Raw genomic sequence first — 24,163 nt, forward strand, 5'->3', positions numbered from 1 at the left:
CTTCTGCGGGGTCTGTGGCACCGACCTGCGAACGGCCGCCGGGCGGGCGGCCGTTCGCAGGTCGGTGCCACAGACCCCGCAGAAGCGATCGTCGTCCTCCAGCGGCTCACCGCACCCGGGACAGGCGGAGAGTTGATCGAGCTGCGGCATTGTCACACCCATGTCCTCGGGCGGAAGCGATTCGCCGCCTCCACCAGTTCGGTCCGTTCACTACTGGTTTGCGCCAGGCGGGCGAGACGCCGGTAGGAGCGTTCAAGCCCGAGCCTGATACCGGTGTCGTCCAGTGGAGCGCCCAGGAGTGTCCGCTGTGGCTCCGTTTGCTGACGGGACTGGCCGGGAGGTTGGGACACGACCCAGTCGAGCGCGGAACCCAGCACCTCACAGGACAGCTGTTCACCCAGCCATGGTTCCAGCCCGGCGCCACGCAAACGGACCACCTCCTCGCCCGCGGCCAGCAGGTCGGGCAGCAGGTCCTCGGTGGCCGCCCGCTGCCGCAGCCGCGCCCGCACCGCCGCGACGCGCGCCGCGGTGTGGTGCGCCGAGGTCTCCGGTACCGACTCCAGCGCCGCGACCGCGCGCACCCTGTCCCCGGCCGCGAGCCGCACCCGCGCCAGGCCGAATCCGGCGCTGACATGGCTGGGGTCGGTCGTCCACACCAGCTCGTAGTAGTCCGCCGCGTTGTCCAGCTGGTCGAGCACCTCCGCGCACACCGCGAGCGCCAGCTTGGGGGCCACCTCGCCGGGGAACGCGTCGTAGACCGCGTCGAAGGCCAGCGCCGCCGTCTCCAGGTCCCGGGCGGCCAGCGCCGCGAGACCGCGGTACCAGACCACCCGCCAGTCGGCCGCGTGGCGTTCGCCGAGACCGGCCAGCGCCTCCCGCACGGCGCGCCCCGCGTCCTCGCCCGGCATCTCCAGATAGGCGCGCAGCTCCCTGACCCGCCGCTCGACCGAGTCGGTGGGCGCCGAGCGCAGCGCCACCACCAGGTCGGCCGGGGTGGTGGCCATCAGGCCCGCGAGGAAGCCCGCGTTCGGGTCGGCGGGGTCCACGCGCGGCACCGGGAGCGCCAGCACGATCTGCCGGATGTCCGGGGGCACGGTCTGCGGCACGGTCTGCGGCACGGTCTGCGGCGGGGACGGCGGCGGCGCGCTGGGCGGCGCACCGGGCGGCGGGGGCGCGGCGCTCGCGCCGCCCGCGGGGAGCGCGGCCTTCGCCGCGCGCCGGCGCCCACGCGAGCGCTCGCCGAGCAGCGACACCGGGCCGCGCGGGCGCGGCACCAACTCCGTGTCCACCACCCGCAGCTCAGGACCGAAGAGCTGCGAGAGCGCGGGCTGCGGCTGCCCGCTGCGCATCGCGACGATCTCCCGCAGCACGCCGGTCAGCTGCTCGGCCATCTCCTGCGCCGAGGCGAACCGCCGCCGCGGATCCGGGTCCGTGGCCCGCACCAGCAGCCGGTAGAACGACTCGTAGCGCTGGAAGACCTCGATGTTCTCCGGCTCGGGCAGGCTGTCCGCGTAGATCGTCGTGTACCCCTGGAAGTCGAACGTCAGCACCGCCAGGGTCCGCGCCACCGTGTACAGGTCGGACGCGACCGAGGGCCCGATCTCGGCGACCTCGGGAGCCTGGTACCCGATGGTGCCGTAGATGGCGGACTCGTGGTCGTCCATCCTCCGCACGGCGCCCATGTCGATCAGCTTGAGCTGGTCCTCCTGCTGGATCGCGTTGTCGACCTTGAAGTCGCAGTACAGCACGTTCCTGCTGTGGAGGTACCCCAGGGCGTCCAGGGCCTCGATGCCGTACGCGCACGCCTGCTCGACCGGCAGCGGGTCGCGTCGGCCGTCCGCCCCGCGCCGCTCGTTGGCGATCTCCTTCAGGGACTTGCCGCCCACGTACTCCATGACGATGTAGCCGTCCATCGAGCCGGTGCGCCGGTCGAGGTGCTCCACGAAGTTGTAGATGCGGACGATGCTGGAGTGCTCGATCTCCGCCAGGAACCGCCGCTCCGAGATGGCCGCCGCCATGGCGTCCTCGTCGCCCGTGTCCAGCAGGCCCTTGAGCACCACCCAGCGGTCGGACACCGCCCGGTCGATCGCCAGGTAGATCCAGCCCAGGCCGCCGTGCGCCAGGCAGCCCGCGATCTCGTACTGGTCCCTGACCACGTCGCCCGGCTGGAGCTTGGGGATGAACGAGTACGGGTGGCCGCACTTGGTGCAGAAGCCCTCGGTGCGCCCCGCCCGCCCGCCGCGGGCCCTGCCGACCGGCGCGCCGCAGTCGCTGTTGCCGCAGAACCGCTTGCGCTCGGGCACCTCCGGGTTCTCCAGGACGGCCGAGAGCGGGTCGGGCCGCGGCACCTGGGGCATCGACACCAGGCCCGCGCCCAGCCTCGACCTGCCCGAGGCGCTGGTGCTCGACCGCGAGCTGCGCACCGAGACGGAGCGCCCCGCGAGCCCGGCGGTGCCCGAGCGCGAGAGCCGCCCGGAGACCGACCTGCGCGAGAACTGCGAACGCGACGACGCGCTGGACCGCGCGCTTCCCGAGCCGCGCGACGAGCCGGTGCTGTCCGGGTCCGCGCCACCCCCCGCGCCCCCGCCACTGCCCGAGGCGCCCGAGGCGCCCGAGGCGCCCGAGGCGCCCGAGCGCCGGCGCGCCGCGCCGGTCACGCCGGTGGCCGCGACGCCGATCATGCCCTCGGGGGAGACGACGGGCGCCAGCCCGCACGTGCCGCAGTACAGCTCGCCTCCGCCCACGTCCTCGTAGGCGCCCTCGCAGTCGGGTCGTTGACAGGTCCTGGGCACCGTGCTCTGCGTGCTCACGGCTCGCTCCTCCGATCGACCGGCCCCGGCTCGGGGACCAGGACTTCGACCGCCGCCCGCTGATAGCGCAGCACCGCGTTCTCCGCGGCGCGCAGATCGCAGGGCGCGGTCCACAGCAGCCGGCGCGCCAGGTCGTAACGCTCCACCAGCATCGGCTCCTCCGCCTTGCCGAGCCGGGCCGCCTTCGCCTTGTACGCGTCCAGCCGCCCGCGCAGCTCGGCGCGGACCGCCAGCGGCGCGGTGACCGCGGACAGCGAGTCGCGGGCCCTCTCCAGCTCCTCCTCGGCGCGCCGCTCCAGCGAGTCGAGCAGCGCGGAGAGCCGGTGCCACTGGGACCGCCTGCGGTAGTCGGCCGCGGCGGCGAGCTGCTCGTGCAGGGCGCTGGAGGGGCCCGAGACCGCGGGCACCTCGGAGGCGGCGATCTTCGCCAGCACCTCGCCGCGCGCGGTGCGCGCCTCGGCGAGGGTCCGGTCGGCGCGGGAGAGCACGTCGCGCAGCCGGATCAGCCGGTCCTCGGCGTCCTTGCGCACGCCGATCACCGCCTCGACCTCGCGCCTGATGTCGTCCAGGGCGCGCGCCGCCCGGTCGTAGCGCGTGGTCAGCGGACGCCCGCCGCCCGGCGCGCTGCTGCCGCCGTCCCTGACCCAGAACGCCAGCGGGTCGGCGATGACGCCGGCCCGCAGGTCGGTCAGCTCCCCCGTGACCTGGTGCAGATCGTCCCCGGCCGGGTGCGCGCCGGGGCGCACGCCCACGGAGTGCGCCAGCTCGCTGAGCCGGCGCAGCTCGGCGGCGAGGAGGTCTATCCGGGCGGGCAGCGCCGACCAGACGGAGTCGGCGGCCGCCACCAGGTCCAGCACCTCGGCGTAGCCCGCGTTCATCCGCTCGACCAGCTCGGACCAGCCCAGGTGCTCGGCCAGCCGCCCGCCCTCGCCGGCGACCACCAGGTTCTCGCCGTGGAGCAGCATGCTGAGCTGGAGCAGGTCGTCCCTGCTGGGGTAGCGGCGTCTGGCCCGCAGCTCCCTGGCGGTGTGCAGCGCGTCGGTGCAGGTGTCGAAGTAGGACCAGAGCCGGGTGACGGTCTCCTCCGCCCGCGCCCAGCGCTCCCGGGTGACCCCGGCCAGCTCGGCGCCCTCCAGCAGCCTGCGTCCCGCGTGGTCCTGCAACGCGAGGAGGGAGGACTCGATCGCCTCGTGCTCGGCGCCGAGCCGCGCCAGCGCGCGGTCCACCTCCTCCCGGCTCAGCACTGTCCCGCCGGAATCCGGGGCCATCGCTCTCCCCTCTGTCGCCTTCTCGTCTCGGTCCTGCCGGTGTTCGGCCGATCTCTTCCCCGAACGGAGCCGGGTCACGGCTCAATCCCGGTACAGCGGCTCGGGTGGTGCGGGCGGCGGGTCGTCCTCCGGGTAGAGATAGCCTTCCAGCCGCGCCTCGGCGGCGGCCGTCCAGCGGCTCTGCGTACCCCCATCGCGGTAATCCTCCAGCACCGCGTTGACCCAGGCGACCAGGTCGGTGTTGGCCAGGTTCATCGCGACGCCGTACGACTCCTCGGTCAGCGGCTCGCCGACCAGCCGCATCGACGGGTCCTGCGCCACATGACCGGCCGCGAGCGCGCTGTCCGTCATCAGCGCGTCCGCCTCCCCGAGCTGCACCCGCACCAGGCAGTCCAGGTGGTTGGGCGCCGGCACCAGCTCGGCGCCGTGGGTCTGCTCCCTCAGCAGGTCCTCGGCGGTCGAGCCCTCCGCGCTGCACACCTTCATCCCTTCGAGGGACGCGTCGAAGCCCTCGATCGAGGAGTTGCGCGGGACGAGGAGCTGCTGCCCGGTCTCGAAGTAGGCCGTGGAGAACGCGACCTTCTCCCACCGTTCGCAGGTGATGGACATGGTGCGCACCACCATGTCCACGTCCCCGTTCCTGATGGCGTTCTCCCGCTCGCTGGTGGGGATCGCCAGGAACTTCACATTCGGGTCGGGGGTGTTCAGCAGGTCCTCGGCGATGGCCTCGACGAGGTCGATGTCGAAGCCGACGATCTCGCCGTTCTCCGGGGAGCGGTACCCCCACAGGTAGCTGTTCTGGTCGATGCCGACGACCAGTTGGCCCCGTTCCTGGATCTCGTCGACCGCCGGTCCCGCCACGCGATCGGCGGGGAGGCTCGCGGCCGCGTCCCACTCGTCCTCGCCGTCCCCGCAGCGCTCGCGCTCGGCCACCGAGCGCACGTCGTCCTGCGCCTGCTCGGCGACGGCGTGCGGCGACGGGTGCGCGCCCCCGCGGACGGGGGGCGGCAGCGACCCGGCCAGGACCGTGCCCGCCAGCGCCAGTCCGGCCGCCGCCAGCAGCAGCGCCCGCGCGTCGGGGGACCTCCTCCCGCGCCTCGCGTTCTCCGGCATCGTCCGCTCCTCCCGCGTCCTCACCGGTACTCCGACAGGCGCCGTCCGACGCCGAGCACCGCGCCCAGCGCGGCGAGCAGCGCCAGCAGCACCGCGCCCGGGGCCAGTCCGCCGAGCGCCCCGTGCCCGTCCCGCGCCGCCGACGTGAACTCGCGCTGTTCATGGGCGACCGCCTCGGCCAGCGAGGCGTCCACGCGGTCGAAGCTCGCGCCGGTCGAGCTGTCCGGGTCCTGCATGCCGATCACCAGCTCCACGGCCGCGTCGTACTCGCCGACCGTTTCCTGGTTCCTGGCCTCGGTGTGCCGCTCCTGCCACTGCGCCGTGGCGTCGATCGCCGCGTCCACCGGGTCCCGGCCGTCCGCGTCGTCGGCCAGCCCGCGCGCGCGGACCAGCAGTCCCTTGTCCTCGCCCGCGAGCGTGGTCATGCGCAGGGTGTAGCTGTCCTCGAACTCGCTGCCCGCGCCCCGCGTGACCAGCGTCATGCTCTCGTCGCCGCGGGCCTTCAGCGCCTCGGTCCTGGCCCCGTTGAGCGCGTTGAGGGACTGGGCCGCGTTCTGGTCGGCGTCCTGGAGCGCGCTCCGGGCCAGGGTGTGCGCGCCGGCCAGCCACACCAGCAGCACGGTCACCGCGGCGGTCGCGCCGAGGAGGCCCGGGTTGAACACGCGGTTGGTCCGCCGGTAGTGCCGCCGCTGCGCCCAGCCCAGCAGGGCGAGGACCAGCACCCCGGAGCTCAGGGCCGGCCATGGCCAGTCCCGCGCGTCGGCGAGGTCGCCCTCGAACCGCCGGGTCTCCAGGTCGTACAGCTCCTCGGCCGCGGTGAGCAGCGTCTCCTGCATCAGCTGGTCCGCGTACCGCAGATAGGCGCCGCCCAGCGGGAGGCCCTGCCGGTTGTTGGTGCGGGCGGTCTCCACCAGGCCGGTGTAGGAGGGCAGTTCCTCGCTGAGGACCTCGATGTACTGCCCGGCGTCGGCGGAGTCGGCGCTGTGCGCGGCGGCCGAGGAGAGCAGCCGGGCCGCGTTGTCGATGCCGCGCTCGTAGCGCTCGCGGACGTCCGGGTCCTCGTTCGCCCCGGCCAGGAAGCCCACGGCCGCCGAGGTGTTGGCGTCGGCGAGCGAGCGGTATATCTCGGCGGCGTCGGCGCTGAGCTTCTGGCTGCTGCTGCCGACGGTCTCCGCGGCGTCGGAGCGGTCGGTGATCTGGTAGAAGGTCAGCGCCCCGAAGAGCAGGATGAGCCCGGCGACGGCCGCGCCTATGATGCGGAGCCTGCCGGGCTCGGTTCTCGCGGCGGCGCGCAGCCGCGTGGCGCCCTCGGCCAGGGCGGTGCGGCGCGGCGGCTCGGGCGGGGCCGTCGGGGGGGCGGTCTCCGGCGCGGTGGCCTGCGCGGGCCACGGCGCGCGCGCCGCGGCCGCCGGCGCCTCCGGCGGGAACGCGGGCGGTGCGGTCGGCGGGTGCGTCACGTTCCCGGCCCTCCCCCTCGTGTGTCCTACGCGGGCCACGGCCAGCAGTATGCCGCTCTGTCCGGCCGCCACACAGCCCTTGTCGAGATCTTGTCGTGATCGCGACCTGCGGTGGGGGCTCCCCCCGCCCCTTCCCTGTCAACACGTCGCGGCGGGCCGAACGGTTCCCCGCCGGCGGGACGAACTCCGCCTCGTCTCAGAGACGGTGGCCCAGGTGCGCCGAGTCGCCGCCGGGACCCCCGGTGAGCTCGATGAAGCCGATGCGGTCATAGAAGGCGCGGGCGTCCGTGTTGGTCCTGCTCATGCCCAGGTGAACGCCCGGGACCCCGCGCTCGCGCAGGGCGCCGAACAGCGTCCGCATCAGCTGCCGTCCGAGCCCGCGCCGCTGCCCCTCGGGCAGCAGGTCGATGTGCAGGTGCGCCGGGTACTCCGCGGCTATGGAGGGGATCAGCATCCGGTCCGCGTGGTGCAGCAGGTCGCGCAGATGGTCGTCCGGCGTCTCGTGCTTCCCGGTGGGCGCGGGGAAGCGGTCGGCCACCGTGGGCAGCCAGGCGGCGTCGAACCACTCGAAGAACGCGGTGCTGTCGGCGGCGGCCACGACGTAGCCGATGGCCCGCTCGCCGTTGTCGGCGACGAAGACGAGCCCGGGGTCGTGCTCCGCGTAGGGCTCGGCGAACAGCGCGGGCAGCACGCCCGGGTCCTCGTAGTGGCCGGTGGCGTCCTTGCCGTACAGGCCGGTCCGCACGCAGATGTCGCGCAGCGCTTCGAGGTCCCCGGGCCGGTAGCCGCGGATGGTGACGGGGGAGGTGGCGGTCATGGGGACATTGTGGACGACCGCACCGACAGCGGACCCCGCCGGGTCAGGGGCCCGCCGGGGCGCCGTCGGCCACGGCCGCCGGGTCGTCCGCCTGCTCGATGCCCGCCGCGTCCAGGGCGCGCTTGATCCGCCAGCGCAGCTCCCGTTCCACCTCGGGCGCCTTGCCCGGCTGGGTCGTTGCCGTGACCCGGACGGTGAGCGACTCCGAGGTGACCGACTCGACGCCCAGCACCTCCACCGGGTCCCGCAGCAGCTCGTCCCAGGGCGCGTCGAGCGCCATGGCGTCCCCGGCCGTCGCGATGATCCCGCGGACGCCCTCCAGGTCGGCGTCCGTGGCCACCGCCACGTCGACCGAGGCGGTCGCCCAGCCCTGGCTGAGGTTCCCGACGCGGCTGATCTCCCCGTTGCGCACGTACCAGGTCTCGCCGCCGGCGCCGCGCAGCGTCGTCACCCGCAGCCCGATCTCCAGCACCGTGCCCGTCGCCTCGCCCACGTCGATGGTGTCGCCCACGCCGTACTGGTCCTCCAGCAGCATGAACAGGCCGCTGAGCACGTCGGCGACCACGCTGCGCGCCCCGAACCCGAGGGCCACGCCCGCCACACCGGCGCTCGCCATCAGCGGACCGAGCTGCACGCCGAGCTCCGAGAGCACCATCAGCGCGGCCGTGCCCAGCACCAGCACCGACGCCGTGCTCTTGAGCACCGAGCCGATGGTCTCCGAACGCTGCCTGCGGCGCTCGGGGTTGATCAGCAGCCCGCCGAGCGCGGCCGTGCGCCTCCGGTGCCGGTCCTCGCGGTTCAGCCGTCCGATCAGCCGGGTGATGGAGCGGCGGATCGCCAGCCGCACCAGGAACGCGGTCACCGCGATCAGCAGGATCCGCAGCCCCGAGGTGGCGAAGGACTCCCAACTCTGTCCCATCTGTCCCGTTCACTCCTCTCACGTCACCCGCCCACCGTAATCGCCCCCCGTGGCGCCCCTGTACGGGTGCCCGCGTGCCTCCGTCGACCGAGGGCGCGTGACCGGAGAGCCGGAGGGGGAGAAGGGAAGAAAACACCGAGGAGTGAAGCGTGTGGCGAACGACACAATCGGCACATTTCCCGATCGTGGTGGCGCTGGCGGGCTCGCCCGGGACACACTGAGGGAGATCGTCCCGGCGCGAGCCACGTGCCGCCGACGGAAACGGAGGGCGTCCGTGCCGCACGTTTTGGTCCTCAACGCGTCGTACGAGCCGCTGGGCGTCGTACCGGTCCGCCGCGCACTCATCCTGCTGCTGAACGACAAGGCCGTCAGCCTGGAGAACTCCGGGGCCCTGATGCGCAGCTCGACCCACGCCATACCGGCCCCGAGCGTGGTGCGGCTCAAGCGCTTCGTGCGCGTGCCCTACCGGACCGCCGTTCCCCTGACCCGCCGGGCCCTCTTCGCCCGCGACGGCGGGCGCTGCGCCTACTGCGGCGGCGTGGCGACCAGCGTGGACCATGTGATCCCGCGCAGCAGGGGCGGCCAGCACGCCTGGGAGAACGTCGTCGCGGCCTGCCGCAGCTGCAATCACATCAAGGCCGACCGGCACGTCGCCGAGCTGGGCTGGCGGCTGAGACATACGCCGGGCCCGCCCTCGGGGCTGGCCTGGCGCATCATCGGCACCGGTCACCGGGACCCGGCCTGGCTGCCGTACCTGCGTCCCTACGGCGCCGACGACGCCCTCGCAAGAATCGACGGCAGATCGGCCTGATCCGCAAGTTTTCGGGGCCATACCGGCTGGAATCGAAAAATCTTCGCCCCGGACGGCGTGAACTGCGTCGCTTTCCCGTCGCGCGGACGGATGCCGTGACGTTGACTGGGTAGAGCAGTACCGAGCCCGCCGCCGTCAGCGAATGGAGTGACCCGTGGCCCCAGCCGCCCGGACCGGACATCGCGACATCCTCCAGCTGATCCCGCTGCCCACCCAGACCTCAGCCCGCGAGACGCCCCTGACCAGCGAGCCGCCCCTGGCCGACCTCGCCCCCCTCACCGCCGAGCAGCCGCTCCCCGTCGAGCCGCCCCTGACCGCCGAGCCCAACGGGCGCGGCGGGGCGGAGGCTGTCGAGGTCTGATGGAGCGGCTCGCCCGCCTCGCCGCGGCGCACGGCGTCGCCACCTCCTACGCACCCGCCCCCGGCCGCACCGTCCCGGTGCCGAAGGACACCGTGGTCGCGGTGCTGGCCGCCCTCGGCGTGGACCCCGAGGGCCCCGAGCCCGCCGCCCGCCCCGACCCGCTGCTCCCGCCCACGGTCGTGCACCGCCCCGGGGGCCCGCGCCCGGCCGTCCCCGAGGGCACCGTGCTGCGCGTGACCACGGAGAACGGCGCCGAGCTCGCGTGGACCTCGGGGGAGGCCCCCGCCGGGGCGGCCGCCGGGGGCGAGGCGCCGTTCCCGCCGGGCTGGCACACGCTGCGCGCCGAGGCGCCCGACGGCCGCGCCGCCACCTCCACGCTCATCGCCGCCCCCGGCCGCCTCCCCGACCCGCCGGGCCGCACGGCCGGGCTGCTGGTCCAGCTCTACTCGGTCCTCTCCCAGCGCTCCTGGGGCATGGGCGACCTGGTGGACCTCGCCGACCTCGCGAGCTGGGCAGGCCACACCCTCGGCGCCGGATTCCTCCAGGTCAACCCGCTGCACGCGGCCGTTCCCGGCTCCGCGGGCGCGCCCACCGACCCCTCGCCCTACCGCCCGGGCACCCGCCGTTTCGCCGACCCGATCCACCTGCGGATCGAGGACATCCCCGAGTACGGCTACCTCGACGCCGCCGCCAGGGCGGAGCTCGACCCCATCCTCTCCCGGGCCGCCGTCCTCCGCTCGTCCGTGCTCACCGAGCGTGCGCCCATCGACCGGGACGCGGTCTGGGCGCTCAAGCTGGCCGCCCTCGCGGTCCTCAGGCGCGTTCCGCTGAGTCCCGGCCGCCACGCCGCGTACTGCGCGTTCCTCGCCGAGCAGGGCCAGGCCCTGGAGGACCACGCCACCTGGTGCGCGCTGGCCGAGACGCACGGGCCCGACTGGCGCTCCTGGCCCGCGGGCCTGCGCGACCCGCGCTCCCACGCGACGGCGCGGGCGCGCGTGGAGCACTTGGAGCGCATCGACTTCCACAGCTGGCTGGCCTGGCTGACCGACATCCAGCTCGCCCGCGCCCAGCGCAGCGCCGAGAACGCCGGGATGCCGATCGGCCTCGTCCACGACCTGGCCCTCGGCGTCCACCCCCACGGCTCGGACGCCTGGGCGCAGCAGGACGTGTTCGCGCTCCGCATGTCCACGGGCGCGCCACCCGACGCGTTCAACGAGAACGGTCAGGACTGGGGCCTGCCGCCCTGGCGTCCCGAGGCACTCGCCGAGCGCGGCTACGCCCCCTACCGCGAGCTGCTCGCCGGGCTCCTGCGGCACGCGGGGGCGCTGCGCGTGGACCATGTGATGGGCCAGTTCCGGCTCTGGTGGATCCCCGAGGGCGCCTCGCCGCGCGATGGCACCTATGTCTCCTACGACGCCGACGCGATGCTCGCCGTGCTGTCCCTCCAGGCGGACCGGGCGGGCGCGGTCCTCGTCGGCGAGGACCTGGGCACGGTCGAGCCCGGCGTCCGGGAGGACCTGAGGGCGCGCGGCATCGCCGGCACGTCGGTCCTGTGGTTCGAACGCGACTGGGAGAGCCGCGGCAGCCCGCCGCTGCCCCCCGGGGAGTGGCGCTCCTCGTGCCTGGCGACGGTCACCACGCACGACCTGCCGTCCACGGCGGCCCGGCTGAGCGCCGAGCACGTCGAGCTGCGGCGGGGTCTCGGCCTGCTCGAAGACGCGCCGGGCGCGCTGCGCGAGGCGCTGGCGGAGACGGCGGAGTGGCTGGACGTGTGGGCGCGGATGGGGCTGCTGCCGATGGCGGCGGGGGAGGAGGAGCGCATCGCGGCGGCGTACCGCTTCCTGGCCCGCACCCCGGCGCGGATGATCGGCATCTGGCTGCCGGACGCGGTGGGCGACCGCCGCCCGCAGAACGTTCCCGGCACCCGGGACGAGTACCCGAACTGGCGGCTGCCCGTCGCGGACGGGACGGGGCGTCCCGTGCCGCTGGAGGAGCTGGCCTCCTCGGAACGGGTGGCGGCGCTGGTGCGCGCCGTGCGGAGGGAGATGGCGGGGGAGACGGAGGGGGCATGAACGGGCGCGGCGGGCGATTCGTTACTGTGGCCCCGTGGTCAACCTGAACAAGAAGCGCGCCGCGGTCGTCGTGGCCGGCGTGACGCTGCTGACGCTGATGGCATCCCCGGCGGCCCAGGCGCTCACCCGGGACGACGGCGACGACCCGGGCCCCGGCCTGAGCGTCGCGGAGACGCTGGGCCTCTTCGTGCTGACGCCGCTGGTGCTGTTCGCGGTCATCGCGGGCCTGGTGGTGCTGAGCGACCGCAAGCGGTAACGCCTGCGGCTGGCCTGGCCGTTGACGCCTGCCCGTTGGTGGGTGTCAATGGGGTGGCTGGGGTGGCTTCCGAGGCTTTACGCAGCCACGTTGGGGCGAGCCTCCAAGATCGGGGGCCCGATCGGGGAAAACGCGGTCAGGCCCAGGGGCCCGATCCGCCGGCCAGCGTAAGGGCCCCCGATCTCTCGCCCCAACGCAGCTCCCGCCCAAAGCCTCTCCAGCCCCGTGGGTGGTACCTCTGCCTGCGGGCGGCGGTCCCCCTTTTCTTCCGAACGGCGCGCACCGCCCGCCCGCGCGCCGAAGTCTCATGAGGGGGCCCCGCCCCCGTTGCCCGCCGTCCCCTCCTGGCTGGAAAGGCGCACGAGGCCAGCCTGCGCGCCCCTCGATTCCGCCGCGCGCCGAAGTCTCCGAAGAGGGTCCGGCCCCTGTTGCCCGAAGGGGCATCTGGGTACCGGGCCTTCTCGGGTGGAAAGGCGCGCGAGGTCGGCCCGTGCGCCCCTCGATTCCGCCGCGCGCCGAAGTCTCCAAAGAGGGTCCGGCCCCTGTTGCCCGAAGGGGCACTCGGGCACCGTCCGTGCGGGGTCGGGTCGCGCGCCCCTCATTTCTTCCATTCCCCACGGCCCGCACGCGGCCCCGAGGCCCCCCACGGGGCTGGAGAGGCTTTGGGCGGGAGCTGCGTTGGGGCGAGAGATCGGGGGCCCTTACGCTGGCCAGCGGATCGGGCAGGCTGTGCACCTGCCCGCAAGTGCCCGATCAGGGCCCCCGATCTTGGAGGCTCGCCCCAACGTGGCTGCGTAAAGCCTCGGAAGCCACCCCAGCCAGGACAACCACCCCACGAGCCTCAGACGTCCGCCGCCTGCGCGTGCAACGCCCGTTCGATGCCCGCGCGGGACTCCGTGACCAGGCGCCGCAGGGCCGGGCTCGGCTCGGCCGTCACCAGCCACGCGTCCGTCGCCTCGAGCGTGGCCCGCGACACCTGCACCGACGGGTAGAGCCCCACCGCGATCTGCTGCGCCATCTCGTGGCTACGGCTGTCCCACACGTCCTTGAGCGCCGCGAAGTACCTCTCCGTGTACGGCGCCAGCAGCTCCCGCTGGTCCGTCTGCACGAAGCCCGCGATCACCGCCTCCTGGACGGCGTTCGGCAGCTTGTCGCCCTCGACGACCGACGCCCACGCCTCCGCCTTCGCCTCGGGCGTCGGCCGCGCCGCCCGCGCGGAGGCCGCGTGGCGCTCGCCCGCCGACGTGGCGTCGCGCGCGAGCTCCGCCGCGATCTCCGGCTCGTCCGCCCGGCCCGTGGCGGCCAGCCGGTGCAGCAGTGCCCAGCGCAGCTCGGTGTCCACGGCCAGAGCGGGAATCGTCTCGCTTCCGTCCAGCAGCCCCACCAGCAGGTCGAGTTGCTCGTCCGTCCGGGCCGTGGCCGTGAACGCACGCGCCCACGCCAGCTGGTGATCGCTGCCGGGCTCGGCCGAACGCAGGTGGTCGAGCGCCGTCTGCGACCAGGACGCCAGGCCCGTCTCGCGCCGGTCGGGGGCGGCGTACAGGTCGAGCGCCAGCTTGACCTGCCGGTGCAGCGACTGGACGACGCCGATGTCCCCCTCCTTCCCGATGCCGGAGACGACCAGCTTCAGGTAGTCGTGGGTGGCCATCTCGCCGTCGCGGGTCATGTCCCAGGCGGAGGCCCAGCACAGCGCGCGCGGCAGCGACTCACCGAAGTCGCCCACGTGTTCCGAGACCACGGCCATCGACGCGGGGTCGAGCCGCACCTTGGCGTACGACAAGTCGTCGTCGTTGAGCAGCAGAACGGCCGGGCGGGGGCGGCCCGTCAGCTCGGGCACCGGCGTCGACTCGCCGTCGACGTCCAGCTCGATCCGGTCGGTGCGGACCAGCGCGCCGTCGCGCAGCTCGTACAGGCCGACGGCGATGCGGTGCGGTCGCAGCACCGGCTCGCCCTTGGCGCCCGCCGGAAGCGCCGGCGCCTCCTGGCGGACGGCGAACTCCGTGATCACGCCCGCCTCGTCCACCGTGATCTCCGGGCGCAGCACGTTGATCCCGGCGGTCTCCAGCCACGCCGAGGACCACGCCTTCAGGTCCCGGCCGCTGGTCTCCTCCAGGGCGGTCAGCAGGTCGGCCAGCCGCGTGTTCCCCCAGGCGTGGCGCTTGAAGTACGCCTGGACGCCGCTGAAGAACGCGTCCGTCCCCACATAGGCGACCAGCTGCTTGAGAACGCTGGCGCCCTTCGCGTAGGTGATGCCGTCGAAGTTGACCAGGACGTCGTCGAGGTCGTTGATCTCCGCCATGATTGGGTGGGTGGAGGGGAGTTGGTCCTGGCGGTAGGCCCAGGTCTTCATCTGGTTGGCGAAGCTGGTCCAGGCGTGCGGCCACCGGCTGCCGGGCGCGTGGGCCTGGCAGGCGATCGACGTGTAGGTGGCGAACGACTCGTTGAGCCACAGGTCGTTCCACCACTCCATGGTGACCAGGTCGCCGAACCACATGTGCGCCATCTCGTGCAGCACGGTCTCGGCGCGCATCTCGTACGCCGCGTCCGTCACCTTGGAGCGGAAGAGGTACTGGTCGCGGATGGTGACGGCGCCCGCGTTCTCCATGGCGCCCGCGTTGAACTCGGGCACGAAGAGCTGGTCGTACTTGGCGAACGGGAACGGGTAGTCGAACTTCTCCTCGAACCAGTCGAATCCCTGCCTCGTCACCGCGAACAGCGCCTCGGCGTCGAGGTGTTCGGCGAGCGAGGGGCGGCAGTACAGGCCCAGCGGAACGGTCCGCCCGCCGCCGGTCCAGCTGCTGTGGACCGCGTGGTACGGGCCGGCGATGATCGCCGTGATGTAGCTGGAGATGCGCGGGGTCGGCTCGAACGCCCAGACGTTCCGCTCGGGGCCCTCCGGTTCGGGTGTGGGCGCGTTGGAGATGACCGTCCAGCCCTCAGGTGCCTTCACCGTGAACCGGAACGTCGCCTTGAGGTCCGGCTGTTCGAAGCACGCGTAGACCCGGCGGGCGTCCGGAACCTCGAACTGCGTGTACAGGTACGCCTGCTGGTCCACCGGGTCGACCGAACGGTGCAGCCCCTCACCGCTGTTGGTGTAGGAGCAGTCGGCGACGACGCGCAACTCGTTGGCCCCGGCACGGATGCCGGCCAGGGTGACGCGCGAGTCGGCGAAGACCTCGGAGGGTCCGAGGGCGGTGCCGTTGAGCACCACCTCGGACACGTCCGCCGCGATCAGGTCGATGAAGGTGGACCCCGTCTCGCGCGCCGTGAAGCGCACGGTGGTCTCCGAACGGAACGTGCCGCCCTCCTGCGCCCCTGAGAGATCGAGGGCGATCTCGTAGCCGTCCACGGCGAGCAGCTCGGCCCGCTGCTGCGCCTCGTGGCGGGTCAGATTCGTGCCAGGCACCTGGTGGTCTCCTTCTCCGTGCGTCCTCCGCGCCATCCTCGCACGCCACACACGGACGGGGCGGGCGTACGGCGATGGTGCCGTGCGCCCGCCCCGCGGTGTGGTGCGGTGCCGTGTGGTGCGGTGCCGCGTGGTGCGTGCCGTGCGGCTACGGGGTGACGTGCTCGATGGTCAGGTTGCCCGTTCCGACGAGGGTGCCGCCCACGTTGACGAGGCCGACCGTGCCGAAGATGGTGCGGCCCTCACCGGCCTCGGCCGCCGCGGCGGTGACGGTGACCTCACCCGGGACCGAGGTGGTCTCACCCGTGTCGAGCTCGACGGCCTGGTCGCCGTCGACCGTGAGCTCGCCGAGGCCGGTGCTCAGGAAGGCGTCCCGGTAGGTGTAGGTCGTGCTGCCCTGCGGCACCGAGTAGCCGTGCACCTCCACCGTGTACGTCCCCGGCTCCGGGCTCTCGATGAAGACCGTCTCCTCCGAGCCCGAGCTGGTGGAGGCGCCCACCTGCTCGCCGTCGCGGTAGACGAACAGGTCCAGGTCCGCGCCCGGGTCGTCGGGCGAGCCGATGACCGCGCTGAACGACGAGACGCCCTCGCCGATCACCACGTCGTTGGTCAGCCGGCCCTCGTGGTCGATCGTCGGCGTGTCCTCCAGGGCCGAGCCCAGCTCTCCGGCCTCGAACGATCCGGTCACCGGGCCGAGGTCGTTGGTCACGCCCCAGCCGACCGGCACCGGGTTGCCGGCGACCACGTGGGCCAGTTCCAGCGTCTCCGGGTCGAACGTGGCGCCCAGCGCCGTCGCGACGACGGTGTAGGGGTTGTTCAGCCGCGGCGAGGTGCGCCGGGACTCGACCTCGATCTCCCACACGCCGGGCGTCGGGTTCTCGTACGAACGCAGCGCCGGGTCACAGGTGTTGGCCGGGTTCTCGTAGTTCGGGTAGCAGAACGTCGTGGACGAGTCGTCCGCCGGCGTGCCCCAGGGGCTGATGGCGATCCAGCGGGTCTGGCTGCCCTCGGCGAGCTCGCCCATGGCGACCTCGAACGACCTGGTGCCCTCGGGGACCCGGACGAAGTACGAGGTGGTGGAGTTGCGCTGGACCTCGTCCGCGCGGGCGACGGCGTAGGAGGGGCCGGTCAGCTCCTGCGGCACGATGACCGTGGCGAGGATCTGGTGGTCGGTGCCCCGGGTCCGCGCGTCGTCCACGGCCAGGATCGCGCTGTGCGCGCCCAGCGAACGCGGCCTGGCCTCGACGGTGACGGTCACCGGCTCGTCCAGCGGCAGCGTCACCTGCGGGCGGCCGGTGAGCCTGAAGGTGCGGTCGTGGTTGTTGACCAGCTCCAGGTCGTGCCGGACCGGGCGGTCCGGCCCGGTGGTGCGGGTGACGGTGATCTCGTACCGCTCCGAGTCGCCGACCTCGGGCGCCGACTCGCGGTCGTAGACGCCGGTGCCCACGCCCGGTGTGGCCAGGTACTCGGCCATGTCGTGGTCGACGGGGGCCGTCACCGTGTACTCGTGCGCGGTGGCGCCGCGGCTGATCAGCCCCCAGGCCGCCTCGGTGTCCATGAGGCCCGCGCCCTGCTCGTGCGCCTGAACGCCGCGGATCGGGTCGGCCGAGCTGGTCAGCGCGGTCCTCAGGTCGGCGGTGGACAGGTTCATGTTCCGCTGCTCGGCCGCCGAGAGCAGCAGCGCCGAGGCGCCCGCCACCTGCGGCGAGGACATCGAGGTGCCCTGGAGCATGCCGTAGCCGGGCGGCAGGTCGTAGCCCGCCTCGGCGGTGGGGGCGCCCGCCATCCAGGTCGGGATGGAGTTGACGGAGGCGCCGGGGCCCGTGATGGTCGGCTTGAAGCCGCCGTCGTCGCGCGGCCCGGCCGAGGAGAACGGCAGCATGCCGTACGAAACGTCCACGCCCGAGCCGTAGTTGGCGGCCCAGGTCTCGCGGGAGATGGCGGCGCCGACGCTGACGACCTTCTCGGCCACCGACGGGTCGCCGACGGTGTTGGTCCCGGGGCCGTCGTTGCCGGCGGAGATGAAGAGCTGCACGTCATACGTGTCGATCAGCTCGGTGTAGAGGTGCGCGCGGGCGTTGTTGCCGTCGTTGAGCGCGGGCAGGCCGCCGATGGAGACGTTGACGAGGTCCACATCGCGGTTGACGACCAGATCGATCATGCCCTCGAACAGCGCGGTGTAGGTGCAGCCGCCGTTGAAGACGCAGGCGCGCGAGGAGACGATCTGCGCACCGGGGGCGGCGCCGTTCATGTCGCCGCCGAACAGCCCGTTGGCCGCGGTGATGCCGGCCACGTGCGTGCCGTGGTCGCCGGAGACGATGCCGATGTTGACGAAGTCGCGGACCTGGCCGATCCAGTCACCGCCGTAGGGGTCCATCGGCACGTCCTCGCGGATCTCCACGACGAACGGCATGGCCTCCGCGATCGCGGTGTCCTCGTCGTCGGTGCCGAAGTACCCGACCTGGTGGCCCTGGTTGTACGGCGCCATCTCCTCGTCGTCGGTGAAGTCACCGTTGGCGTCGAGGTCGACGGTGACCGAGCCGTCCTCGGCGTCGTAGAGAACGCCCCAGACGTCGGTGGTGTCCCCGTCGCGGTTGACGTCGCCGCCGATCTCGCCGGTGGCCACGGCCTCGCGGAAGACGTTGACGAGGTAGTCGCCCTCGGGGGCCGTGTAGTCCATGCCGTCGTACGTGAACGAGGGGCCGCTGACCTCGGTGGTCATCGGGCGCCACGAGGCGTCGCCGTCGATGATCGGGTCGGTCGCGGTGACCGAGTCCACGATCTTGCGCTCTCCGGTGGTGGTCTCCTGGAGCGCCGGGTGCGCGAGGTCCACGCCGAGGTCGAGGACGCCGATGGTGATGCCGCGCCCGTCGTAGCGCGGGTGGTCGTCGACGAAGTCCACCGCGCCGGTCTCGTGGGCGGGCTGGTAGGGGTTCTCGGCCGGGGTGTCCTCGTCGGGCGCGCGGTAGCCGCGCGCGGCGGAGGACTCGGCGACCCGCTCGCCGGCGCCCGGGGACGGGTCGGGCGCCTGGATCACGTCGTTGAGGTCGATGGCGAAGACCGAGTCGAGGCCGGTGGCCTCCTCGATCGCGCCGTCCGCCTCGCCGGTCGGCACGGTGACGCGGACGTAGCCGATACGGTCGTCGGTGAAGCCGACGGAGGCGCCCGAGACGGCGTCGAGGCGTTCCGCCACTTCCTCGGTCTCGCCCGGCTCGGCGGCGATCATCATGGTGACGAACGGCTCGTCCTTGGCCTTGGCCTCGGCGAGCAGCGCGGCGTCCTGGGTGGAGAACTTCTCGCCGAGCGGTTTGTCGGCGACCGGGTCCCGGGGCTCGTCGGCCAGAGCGGGGGTGACCCCGGCGAAGGCGAGCGTGACGGCCAGGGCGGCGGTGAGGACCGCGCGCTGCGGGCGGCGTCGGCCACCCTGCGCGCCGTGCGGTATCGGGCGGGGGCTGGGTCTCAGTGACATGGGCGTCCTTGTTCGGAGACCGGATCAGGATGACCGGTCATCTTACGGAAATGATCACTACCGGGGGATGGTTGCCGAAAAGTTGTCGCATTCCTGTCACCTCCGGCCCACCCGTCGCGGGCCCCCACGGCACGTGGCGGAGCCGGACGGCGGTGACCGGTTGTCGTCGAGAGGCGGGTGTCCGGCCAGTCGGCCGGCGAAGAGGCCGCGCCTGGGCTTCCGTTGCCGCCCCCGCGACAACCGGCCGCGGCTGCACGGCGTATGACGGCCCCCCGCCGAGGCGCGGTCCGGACTCCGCCCCGGCCGGGCGGCGTTGGCGCGAGCGGCACCCTCGCGGAGCGAAGAGGCGCACGCCCTGACGGCACCGGGGACCGCCCGCCCTCGGGCGAAGTCGGCTCGGCCGGCGCGGCGCCGCCTCACCGGGGGAGGACCACCACATAGGTGGCCCCGGGCCGTTCCCCGGCCCCGTCGAGCGCCCGACGCACCGCCGCCGCCTGCGCGTTCGGCGACTCGCGCAGGCCCCGCGGCGTCAGCCGCACCACCGTGATCCCCAGGCCGCTGAGCGTCTGGTGGCGCCGCGTCGTCTCGTCCCCCTCCTCCGCGGCCCCGTCCCCGCCGCGCGGCCTCGGCACCCGGATGTCGATCTCGACCGCGACGGACTGCTCGGGCCAGAACGCGTCCATCGCGCACAGGAACGGCCCGTCCGGCAGCCACAGGCCCACGTTCCAGCAGGGGTCGGGCAGCCCGGCCAGCCGGACCGCGCGCATCAGCCGGTCCTCCGCCATCGTCCTGCCCTCGACCAGCAGCGTGTCGATCGCCGCCGCCACCTGCGGCCGGCCCAGCAGCCGTGCCCTGGCCAACTCCCGTACCACCGGCTGCGGTTCGCAGTGCCCGCCGCGCACCGCCTCGGCCAGCAGCCGCCGGACCGTCAACGGGTCCGGCAGCCGCGCGATCGCGTCCGCCAGCGCACGCGGGACCGGCGCCACGGGGAACCCGCCCACCCGCACGGGCCTCGGCATCCGCGGCGTGCGCACGATGCGCGCGCACCCCGTGGAACGCAGCCGGCGCACGCGCGGCACCAGCACGTCCACCTGGTCGAGCGCGTTCGCCGGAGGCACGGAGGCGAACCCGTGCAGCGCCAGCGCCGCGAGCCCGCTGACCACCGCCTCGTCCTCCCTGCCGCCGGTGTAACGGAGCACCGCGTGCAGCGTCTCCTCCGCGTTCGGCGGCCCCGACCGCAGCAGGAAGACACCGGGCAGCGGCATCTGCCAGGGTCCGCCGGGGCGGCACCGGTCGTGCGCGACGGCGGGCGGGACACCGTGCTCACGGAGCTCCCGAGCGGTCATCACGGGACAACGGGAGACGGTGCGCTGGTGCAGGGGCCGGGGTGTGATCGGCGTGTTGTCACTCATGCCCCGGCGATTCCCCCCGGGGGCCGGGTCGGCTACCTCTGTTACAGAGCCGTCGGCAAACAGGGACAAGCTCGCCCTAAATGGATGTATGTTCGCCGATCGTTCATGCGCACGAGCCGCGGCGGCGGGCGGTCCGGGGAACGCGACCGGCGCGCTCGTCAAGCATCTGGTGGAGGGCGATTGACCAGCGGTGCTACCAGGTAGCACGCGGGGGCGCCCGCGCCTATCATGGTCCCATGACCGCACAGCCCGAGATCAATCAACGCGACCTGCGGACCAGATCCAAAGAGATCATGGATGCCGTCCAGGGGGGACAGGCGTTCACCGTCACCCGAGACGGATCACGCATCGGTGAGTTGATCCCGCTACGGCGACGCCGGCGTTTCGTTCCCCGTGCCGAGTTCGCCGCCCTGTCCCGTACGGCTCCCGACATCCGGCTGGAGGCATTCCGCGCCGATCAGGACGCCGTCGTCGAGCAGGAGCCGGAGGATCCCTATGACCGTTGAGCACCGGCAGGGACTCCTCGACACCAACATCATGATCCTGCGCAGGTGGGTGGACATCAACGAACTGCCCGCCGAGATGGCCATCAGTGCCATCACCCTCGCGGAGCTTTCCGCGGGCCCTCACCACGTCCGAAGGAGCGGCGAACAGGACACCTACGAGGAGCGTGCGGAACGCGCCCGCCGGATGGATGTCCTCCAACGCGCCGAGAACGAGTTCGACCCCATCCCTTTCGACGCGGAAGCGGCCCGGATCTACGGCAGGGTCTGCGCGGCCGTCGTGGACGGAGGGCGGAAGCCGCGCCGCCGGGTCGCCGACCTCATGATCGCCGCCATCGCCGTCGCCGAGGAGCTCCCTCTCTTCACCACCAACCCCGACGACTTCGCGGGGCTGGACGAATTCCTCACCGTCGTTCCTGTCACCCGCCCGCACGTGCCACACGACCGGTAGGTCCCCGGCCGGTCGTCGCCTCGCCGCCGCTCCTTCGTTACATCCGTCATCCGTACCGATGACGGACGGCACCTCCCGCGGTCCCGGCACGCGCGGATCATGGACTCCGCCCACACCCGCGAACACCCGGCCGAGGGCGGAGCCCACCGTTCGCCGCCACGCCCGGCGGCGTCCGTAAGGAGGATCATGCGTACCCATGCCCGCGTCCGTCGGACGGCGGCGCTCGGCGCGACGCTGCTGCTGGCGGTCATGCTCGGTGCCTGCACGTCATCGAGCTCGGAGGAGTCCCCCGAGGGGTCCGCGCAGGGATCTCCGGACGAGTCATCCGACGAGTCATCGGACGAGTCATCGGAGGAACTGCGGCGCTTCTACGGGCAGGACCTGACCTTCGAGCCGTGCGAGCCCTACGCGACCACCGAGGCCGACGCGCAGGTGTTCGCGGACGAGCGGTTCGAGTGCGCCCGCCTGGAGGTGCCGCTGGACTACGACGACCCGGGAGGCGAGACCGCGTCGATCGCGCTGCTGCGGGTGCCGGCGGAGGGGGAACCGATCGGATCGCTGATGACCAACCCGGGCGGCCCCGGAATCCCCGGCATGAGCTTCGCCCCGCTGATCGCCGCGCTGGCACCCCAGAGCCCGGTCGTGGAGCGGTTCGACCTGATCGGCTTCGATCCGCGCGGCGTCGGCGCGTCCCTGCCCGCGCTGGACTGCTACACCGACGCCGAACGCGAGGCCAACGTGATGTCGGAGAAGTCCTACGTCGCCAACTGGACGGCGCAGGAAACGCGGCAGCTGGTGGGGCAGTGCGCCGAGCGCTCCGGGAGCGAGGACCTCCTCGCCCACGTGGGCACCCGGGACGCCGCCCGTGACATGGACGTGCTGCGCGCGGTACTGGGCGACGACGAGCTGAGCTACCTCGGCACCAGCTACGGCTCGCGGCTGGGAGCCGTCTACGCCGAGATGTTCCCCGAGAACGTCAGGGCGCTCGTTCTCGACGGGCCGATGGACCCGTACGCGGGCACCGCGGAACGGCGTGCATCGCAGTTCGCCGGCCTCCAGCGCTCGTTCGAGCTGATGGGCGCTTCGTGCACGGAACTGCCGGACTGCCCGCTGGGTTCCGACCCGGGCGCGGTGACCGAGCGGTTCCAGGACCTCGTCCGGCCCCTGCTCGACGAGCCGGTCCCGGCCGGAGACGGGCGGGTCCTCACCTTCACGGACGCGATCGACGGGGTCATCACCGGGCTGTACAGCGAGGCGGTCTGGCCCCTGATCATCGAGGGAATCCGCGAGGTCCGGGACGGACGCGGAGACACCCTGACAGGACTGCACGACGGCTACTACCAGCGGGACGCCGACGGTAGCTACAGCAACGCCATCGAAGCCACCCAGGTCATCAACTGCCTGGACGAGCAGCGGCACACCCCGGAACAGGAGACGGAGCTCAAGCGCGCGATGCTCGACGCCGCTCCCTTCGCCGACCCCGGCCGGCCGCTGGGCGAGGCGAGGGACGCGTGCGAGTCCTGGCCCGTCGAGCCGACCCTGGGCTACCCCTACGCCACCGGCATCGAGGGACTGCCCGACACGCTGACCGTCGCCGTCACCGGCGACCCCGTGGCCCCGTACGAGGGCGGCCCCCGCCTGGCCGAAGCGCTGGGAGGCGGCCTGCTCACCGTCGAGGGCGAGCAGCACGGCGTCGCCCTGATCAGTGACAACGCGTGCGTCGACGACATCGTGGCCGACTACCTCGTGAACCTCGCCTCCCCACCCGCCGACGCCAGGTGCGTGATCGAATGACACGGCCCCACACGAGGCACCCGTCCGCCGCGGGCGCGGGTGACGCCGGCGCGAATCCGTGTCCGCTGGCTCAATCGGGCACGACGCCTTGGCCCTTGAAGAACGTGTAGTGGAACGTCCCCTCCGGGCCCGCCGTCGCGCGCAGGGCCTCGATGCCCGCCTCCCAGTCATCCGGGGAGGTGAGTCCCGCGGCCAGGGCCCGGTCTCGCACCGCCTCGACCATGGCGGTGAACGTGTGGCGCGTGAACCCCTCGACCAGTGCGGGTCGTGACCCGTCCACATACACCGTGCGCGGGCGCACCACCACCTCGGCGTACCCCGCCCCCGTCAGCAGCGGGTGCAGCCGCCGTCCGATGAGTGCGTCCCCGCCGCTCGCCGCCTGGAGCGTCACCAGGTGGCCGATCACCGCCCGCGCCGCCGCGCTGTCCGGGTGGAAGAACGCCGACGCGTGGTCGCCCTCGACCACGGTGATCGTGCCGCCGGGGCGCAACACCCGGCGCAGGTCCGTCAACGCGCGCCGCGGGTCGCGCAGATGCTCCAGCACGAAGCAGACGAAGACATGGTCGAACGCGCCGTCCGCGAACGGCAGTGCGTGCAGATCGGCGCGGTGCCACGACACGCGCGCCCCCGGATGCTCCTTCCGGACCCGGGCGCGCGCCTCGCGCAGCGAGTCCTCCGAGATGTCCACCGCCGTGAACTCCGCGCCGGGGCTGCCCGCGACCAGATGCGCGGTCTGCGCGCCGACGCCGCAGCCGATCTCCAGCACCCGATCGCCCGCCGGGTAGCGGATTCCCGCGTGGAGCAGGTCCGCCAGGGTGTCCGCCTGGTCGCCGAGCCGGCGCGCCTCGAACCGGGAGTATCCGTGGACATAGCCGGCCGTGGCAGGCGTCGTGGTGGTCATGGTTCGACCCTGCCGTCACCATGGTCCGGTGAACAGGTCCAAAGGCGACCCTTCCGAGGGGTCCACAACGGCCGGTGCCGACTTCCTCCAGCTGGACCCGCGCGACGCCCCGCCCGGCGGCCTCTCCGGCTGGCTGGCCGGGGAGCTGCGGCGCGCCATCGCGGACGGCCGCCTCCCGGTCGGCAGCCGCCTGCCCGCGACCCGGGCCCTCGCCGCCGAGCTCGGCGTCTCCCGCGGCGTGGTCACCGAGGCGTACCAGCGGCTGACCGAGGACGGGCACGCGGCGGGGCGCGGGCGCGCGGGAACGGTGGTGGTCGCCGCCCCCGTGACCGTTCCCCCGCCC

The 24,163-nt window shown here is 73.3% G+C and carries 19 protein-coding genes; 8 read left to right on the forward strand and 11 right to left on the reverse strand.

The genetic code is table 11. The features are described from left to right. From ADY01_RS38105 to ADY01_RS13205, 7 genes are all read right to left on the reverse strand, one after another. Nucleotides 1-162, reverse strand: a 162-nt coding sequence (locus tag ADY01_RS38105; protein ID WP_420715683.1) for a zinc-ribbon domain-containing protein, incomplete at its 3' end; no start/stop codon positions are given. After that, on the reverse strand, nucleotides 153-2,810 hold the full coding sequence (locus tag ADY01_RS13180) for a serine/threonine-protein kinase (protein WP_078900260.1): 2,658 nt from the start codon (nucleotides 2,808-2,810) through the stop codon (nucleotides 153-155). The genes ADY01_RS13180 and ADY01_RS38105, both read right to left, overlap by 10 nt. Beyond that, entirely contained in the window at nucleotides 2,807-4,078 is a 1,272-nt protein-coding gene (locus tag ADY01_RS13185) for a hypothetical protein (RefSeq protein WP_049571229.1), read from the reverse strand. The genes ADY01_RS13180 and ADY01_RS13185 overlap by 4 nt, the downstream gene beginning before the upstream one ends. An 81-nt stretch (nucleotides 4,079-4,159) precedes the next feature. Then, nucleotides 4,160-5,191: a glutamate ABC transporter substrate-binding protein gene (locus tag ADY01_RS13190; protein ID WP_053170776.1), complete on the reverse strand. Its 1,032-nt coding sequence runs from the start codon at nucleotides 5,189-5,191 to the stop codon at nucleotides 4,160-4,162. A 20-nt stretch (nucleotides 5,192-5,211) separates the two neighbouring features. Then, nucleotides 5,212-6,648, reverse strand: a complete 1,437-nt coding sequence (locus tag ADY01_RS13195; RefSeq protein WP_049571232.1) for a hypothetical protein — start codon at nucleotides 6,646-6,648, stop codon at nucleotides 5,212-5,214. Nucleotides 6,649-6,844: 196 nt separating this feature from the next. Then, complete coding sequence (locus ADY01_RS13200) at nucleotides 6,845-7,465, reverse strand: GNAT family N-acetyltransferase (protein ID WP_049571236.1); 621 nt, start codon at nucleotides 7,463-7,465, stop codon at nucleotides 6,845-6,847. 43 nt (nucleotides 7,466-7,508) lie between these two features. Beyond that, on the reverse strand, nucleotides 7,509-8,384 hold the full coding sequence (locus ADY01_RS13205) for a mechanosensitive ion channel family protein (RefSeq protein WP_049571239.1): 876 nt from the start codon (nucleotides 8,382-8,384) through the stop codon (nucleotides 7,509-7,511). A 274-nt stretch (nucleotides 8,385-8,658) separates the two neighbouring features. Here ADY01_RS13205 and ADY01_RS13210 point away from each other — a divergent pair, with 274 nt between their 5' ends. The 4 genes from ADY01_RS13210 to ADY01_RS13225 all read left to right on the forward strand — a co-directional run bounded on the left by ADY01_RS13210 (nucleotide 8,659) and on the right by ADY01_RS13225 (nucleotide 11,884). Then, nucleotides 8,659-9,195, forward strand: coding sequence for an HNH endonuclease (locus tag ADY01_RS13210; protein WP_049571242.1), 537 nt, complete (start codon nucleotides 8,659-8,661; stop codon nucleotides 9,193-9,195). A 154-nt stretch (nucleotides 9,196-9,349) separates the two neighbouring features. Continuing rightward, nucleotides 9,350-9,556 carry a hypothetical protein gene (locus ADY01_RS13215; protein ID WP_049571244.1) on the forward strand — a complete coding sequence of 69 codons (207 nt, stop codon included), beginning with the start codon at nucleotides 9,350-9,352 and terminating at the stop codon, nucleotides 9,554-9,556. After that, entirely contained in the window at nucleotides 9,556-11,628 is a 2,073-nt protein-coding gene (gene malQ / locus ADY01_RS13220; RefSeq protein WP_049571247.1) for a 4-alpha-glucanotransferase, read from the forward strand. Before ADY01_RS13215 ends, malQ begins: the two co-directional genes overlap by 1 nt. A gap of 34 nt (nucleotides 11,629-11,662) precedes the next feature. Continuing rightward, nucleotides 11,663-11,884: a hypothetical protein gene (locus ADY01_RS13225; protein WP_234320199.1), complete on the forward strand. Its 222-nt coding sequence runs from the start codon at nucleotides 11,663-11,665 to the stop codon at nucleotides 11,882-11,884. A gap of 841 nt (nucleotides 11,885-12,725) precedes the next feature. Here the strand turns inward: ADY01_RS13225 and pepN are convergent. The 3 genes from pepN to ADY01_RS13240 all read right to left on the reverse strand — a co-directional run bounded on the left by pepN (nucleotide 12,726) and on the right by ADY01_RS13240 (nucleotide 20,171). Next, complete coding sequence (gene pepN / locus ADY01_RS13230) at nucleotides 12,726-15,290, reverse strand: aminopeptidase N (RefSeq protein ID WP_049571250.1); 2,565 nt, start codon at nucleotides 15,288-15,290, stop codon at nucleotides 12,726-12,728. 148 nt (nucleotides 15,291-15,438) lie between these two features. Next, the gene (locus tag ADY01_RS13235) at nucleotides 15,439-18,759 is read right to left on the reverse strand and encodes a S8 family serine peptidase (RefSeq protein ID WP_049571254.1); all 3,321 of its coding nucleotides are present in this window, start codon (nucleotides 18,757-18,759) and stop codon (nucleotides 15,439-15,441) included. Between the two features lie 416 nt (nucleotides 18,760-19,175). Then, complete coding sequence (locus tag ADY01_RS13240; protein ID WP_049571257.1) at nucleotides 19,176-20,171, reverse strand: hypothetical protein; 996 nt, start codon at nucleotides 20,169-20,171, stop codon at nucleotides 19,176-19,178. A gap of 236 nt (nucleotides 20,172-20,407) precedes the next feature. On the opposite strand from ADY01_RS13240, the gene ADY01_RS13245 reads away from it, so the two are divergent. From ADY01_RS13245 to ADY01_RS13255, 3 genes are all read left to right on the forward strand, one after another. Further along, nucleotides 20,408-20,677, forward strand: a complete 270-nt coding sequence (locus ADY01_RS13245; protein ID WP_049571261.1) for a hypothetical protein — start codon at nucleotides 20,408-20,410, stop codon at nucleotides 20,675-20,677. After that, on the forward strand, nucleotides 20,667-21,125 hold the full coding sequence (locus ADY01_RS13250; RefSeq protein WP_049571265.1) for a type II toxin-antitoxin system VapC family toxin: 459 nt from the start codon (nucleotides 20,667-20,669) through the stop codon (nucleotides 21,123-21,125). The genes ADY01_RS13245 and ADY01_RS13250 overlap by 11 nt, the downstream gene beginning before the upstream one ends. A gap of 186 nt (nucleotides 21,126-21,311) precedes the next feature. Next, on the forward strand, nucleotides 21,312-22,919 hold the full coding sequence (locus ADY01_RS13255; RefSeq protein ID WP_049571268.1) for an alpha/beta hydrolase: 1,608 nt from the start codon (nucleotides 21,312-21,314) through the stop codon (nucleotides 22,917-22,919). A 70-nt stretch (nucleotides 22,920-22,989) separates the two neighbouring features. Here the strand turns inward: ADY01_RS13255 and ADY01_RS13260 are convergent, their stop codons facing one another. Next, complete coding sequence (locus ADY01_RS13260) at nucleotides 22,990-23,820, reverse strand: L-histidine N(alpha)-methyltransferase (protein WP_049571270.1); 831 nt, start codon at nucleotides 23,818-23,820, stop codon at nucleotides 22,990-22,992. Here ADY01_RS13260 and ADY01_RS13265 point away from each other — a divergent pair. Then, nucleotides 23,819-24,163 (forward strand): winged helix-turn-helix domain-containing protein (locus tag ADY01_RS13265; protein ID WP_199826223.1); only part of this gene is annotated, 345 nt, incomplete at its 3' end. The two genes, ADY01_RS13260 and ADY01_RS13265, sit on opposite strands and share 2 nt — an antisense overlap.

Source organism: Streptomyces sp. SBT349, from assembly GCF_001083795.1.
Taxonomy (GTDB): Bacteria; Actinomycetota; Actinomycetes; order Streptomycetales; family Streptomycetaceae; genus Streptomyces.

Coding starts and splice junctions, on each gene's coding strand:
- ADY01_RS13255 (WP_049571268.1), top strand. CDS start 21,312: ATGCGTACCCATGCCCGCGTCCGTCGGACGGCGGCGCTCGGCGCGACG.
- ADY01_RS13200 (WP_049571236.1), bottom strand. CDS start 7,465: ATGACCGCCACCTCCCCCGTCACCATCCGCGGCTACCGGCCCGGGGAC.
- ADY01_RS13250 (WP_049571265.1), top strand. CDS start 20,667: ATGACCGTTGAGCACCGGCAGGGACTCCTCGACACCAACATCATGATC.
- ADY01_RS13190 (WP_053170776.1), bottom strand. CDS start 5,191: ATGCCGGAGAACGCGAGGCGCGGGAGGAGGTCCCCCGACGCGCGGGCG.
- ADY01_RS13240 (WP_049571257.1), bottom strand. CDS start 20,171: ATGAGTGACAACACGCCGATCACACCCCGGCCCCTGCACCAGCGCACC.
- ADY01_RS13235 (WP_049571254.1), bottom strand. CDS start 18,759: ATGTCACTGAGACCCAGCCCCCGCCCGATACCGCACGGCGCGCAGGGT.
- malQ (WP_049571247.1), top strand. CDS start 9,556: ATGGAGCGGCTCGCCCGCCTCGCCGCGGCGCACGGCGTCGCCACCTCC.
- ADY01_RS13245 (WP_049571261.1), top strand. CDS start 20,408: ATGACCGCACAGCCCGAGATCAATCAACGCGACCTGCGGACCAGATCC.
- ADY01_RS13260 (WP_049571270.1), bottom strand. CDS start 23,820: ATGACCACCACGACGCCTGCCACGGCCGGCTATGTCCACGGATACTCC.
- ADY01_RS13205 (WP_049571239.1), bottom strand. CDS start 8,384: ATGGGACAGAGTTGGGAGTCCTTCGCCACCTCGGGGCTGCGGATCCTG.
- ADY01_RS13185 (WP_049571229.1), bottom strand. CDS start 4,078: ATGGCCCCGGATTCCGGCGGGACAGTGCTGAGCCGGGAGGAGGTGGAC.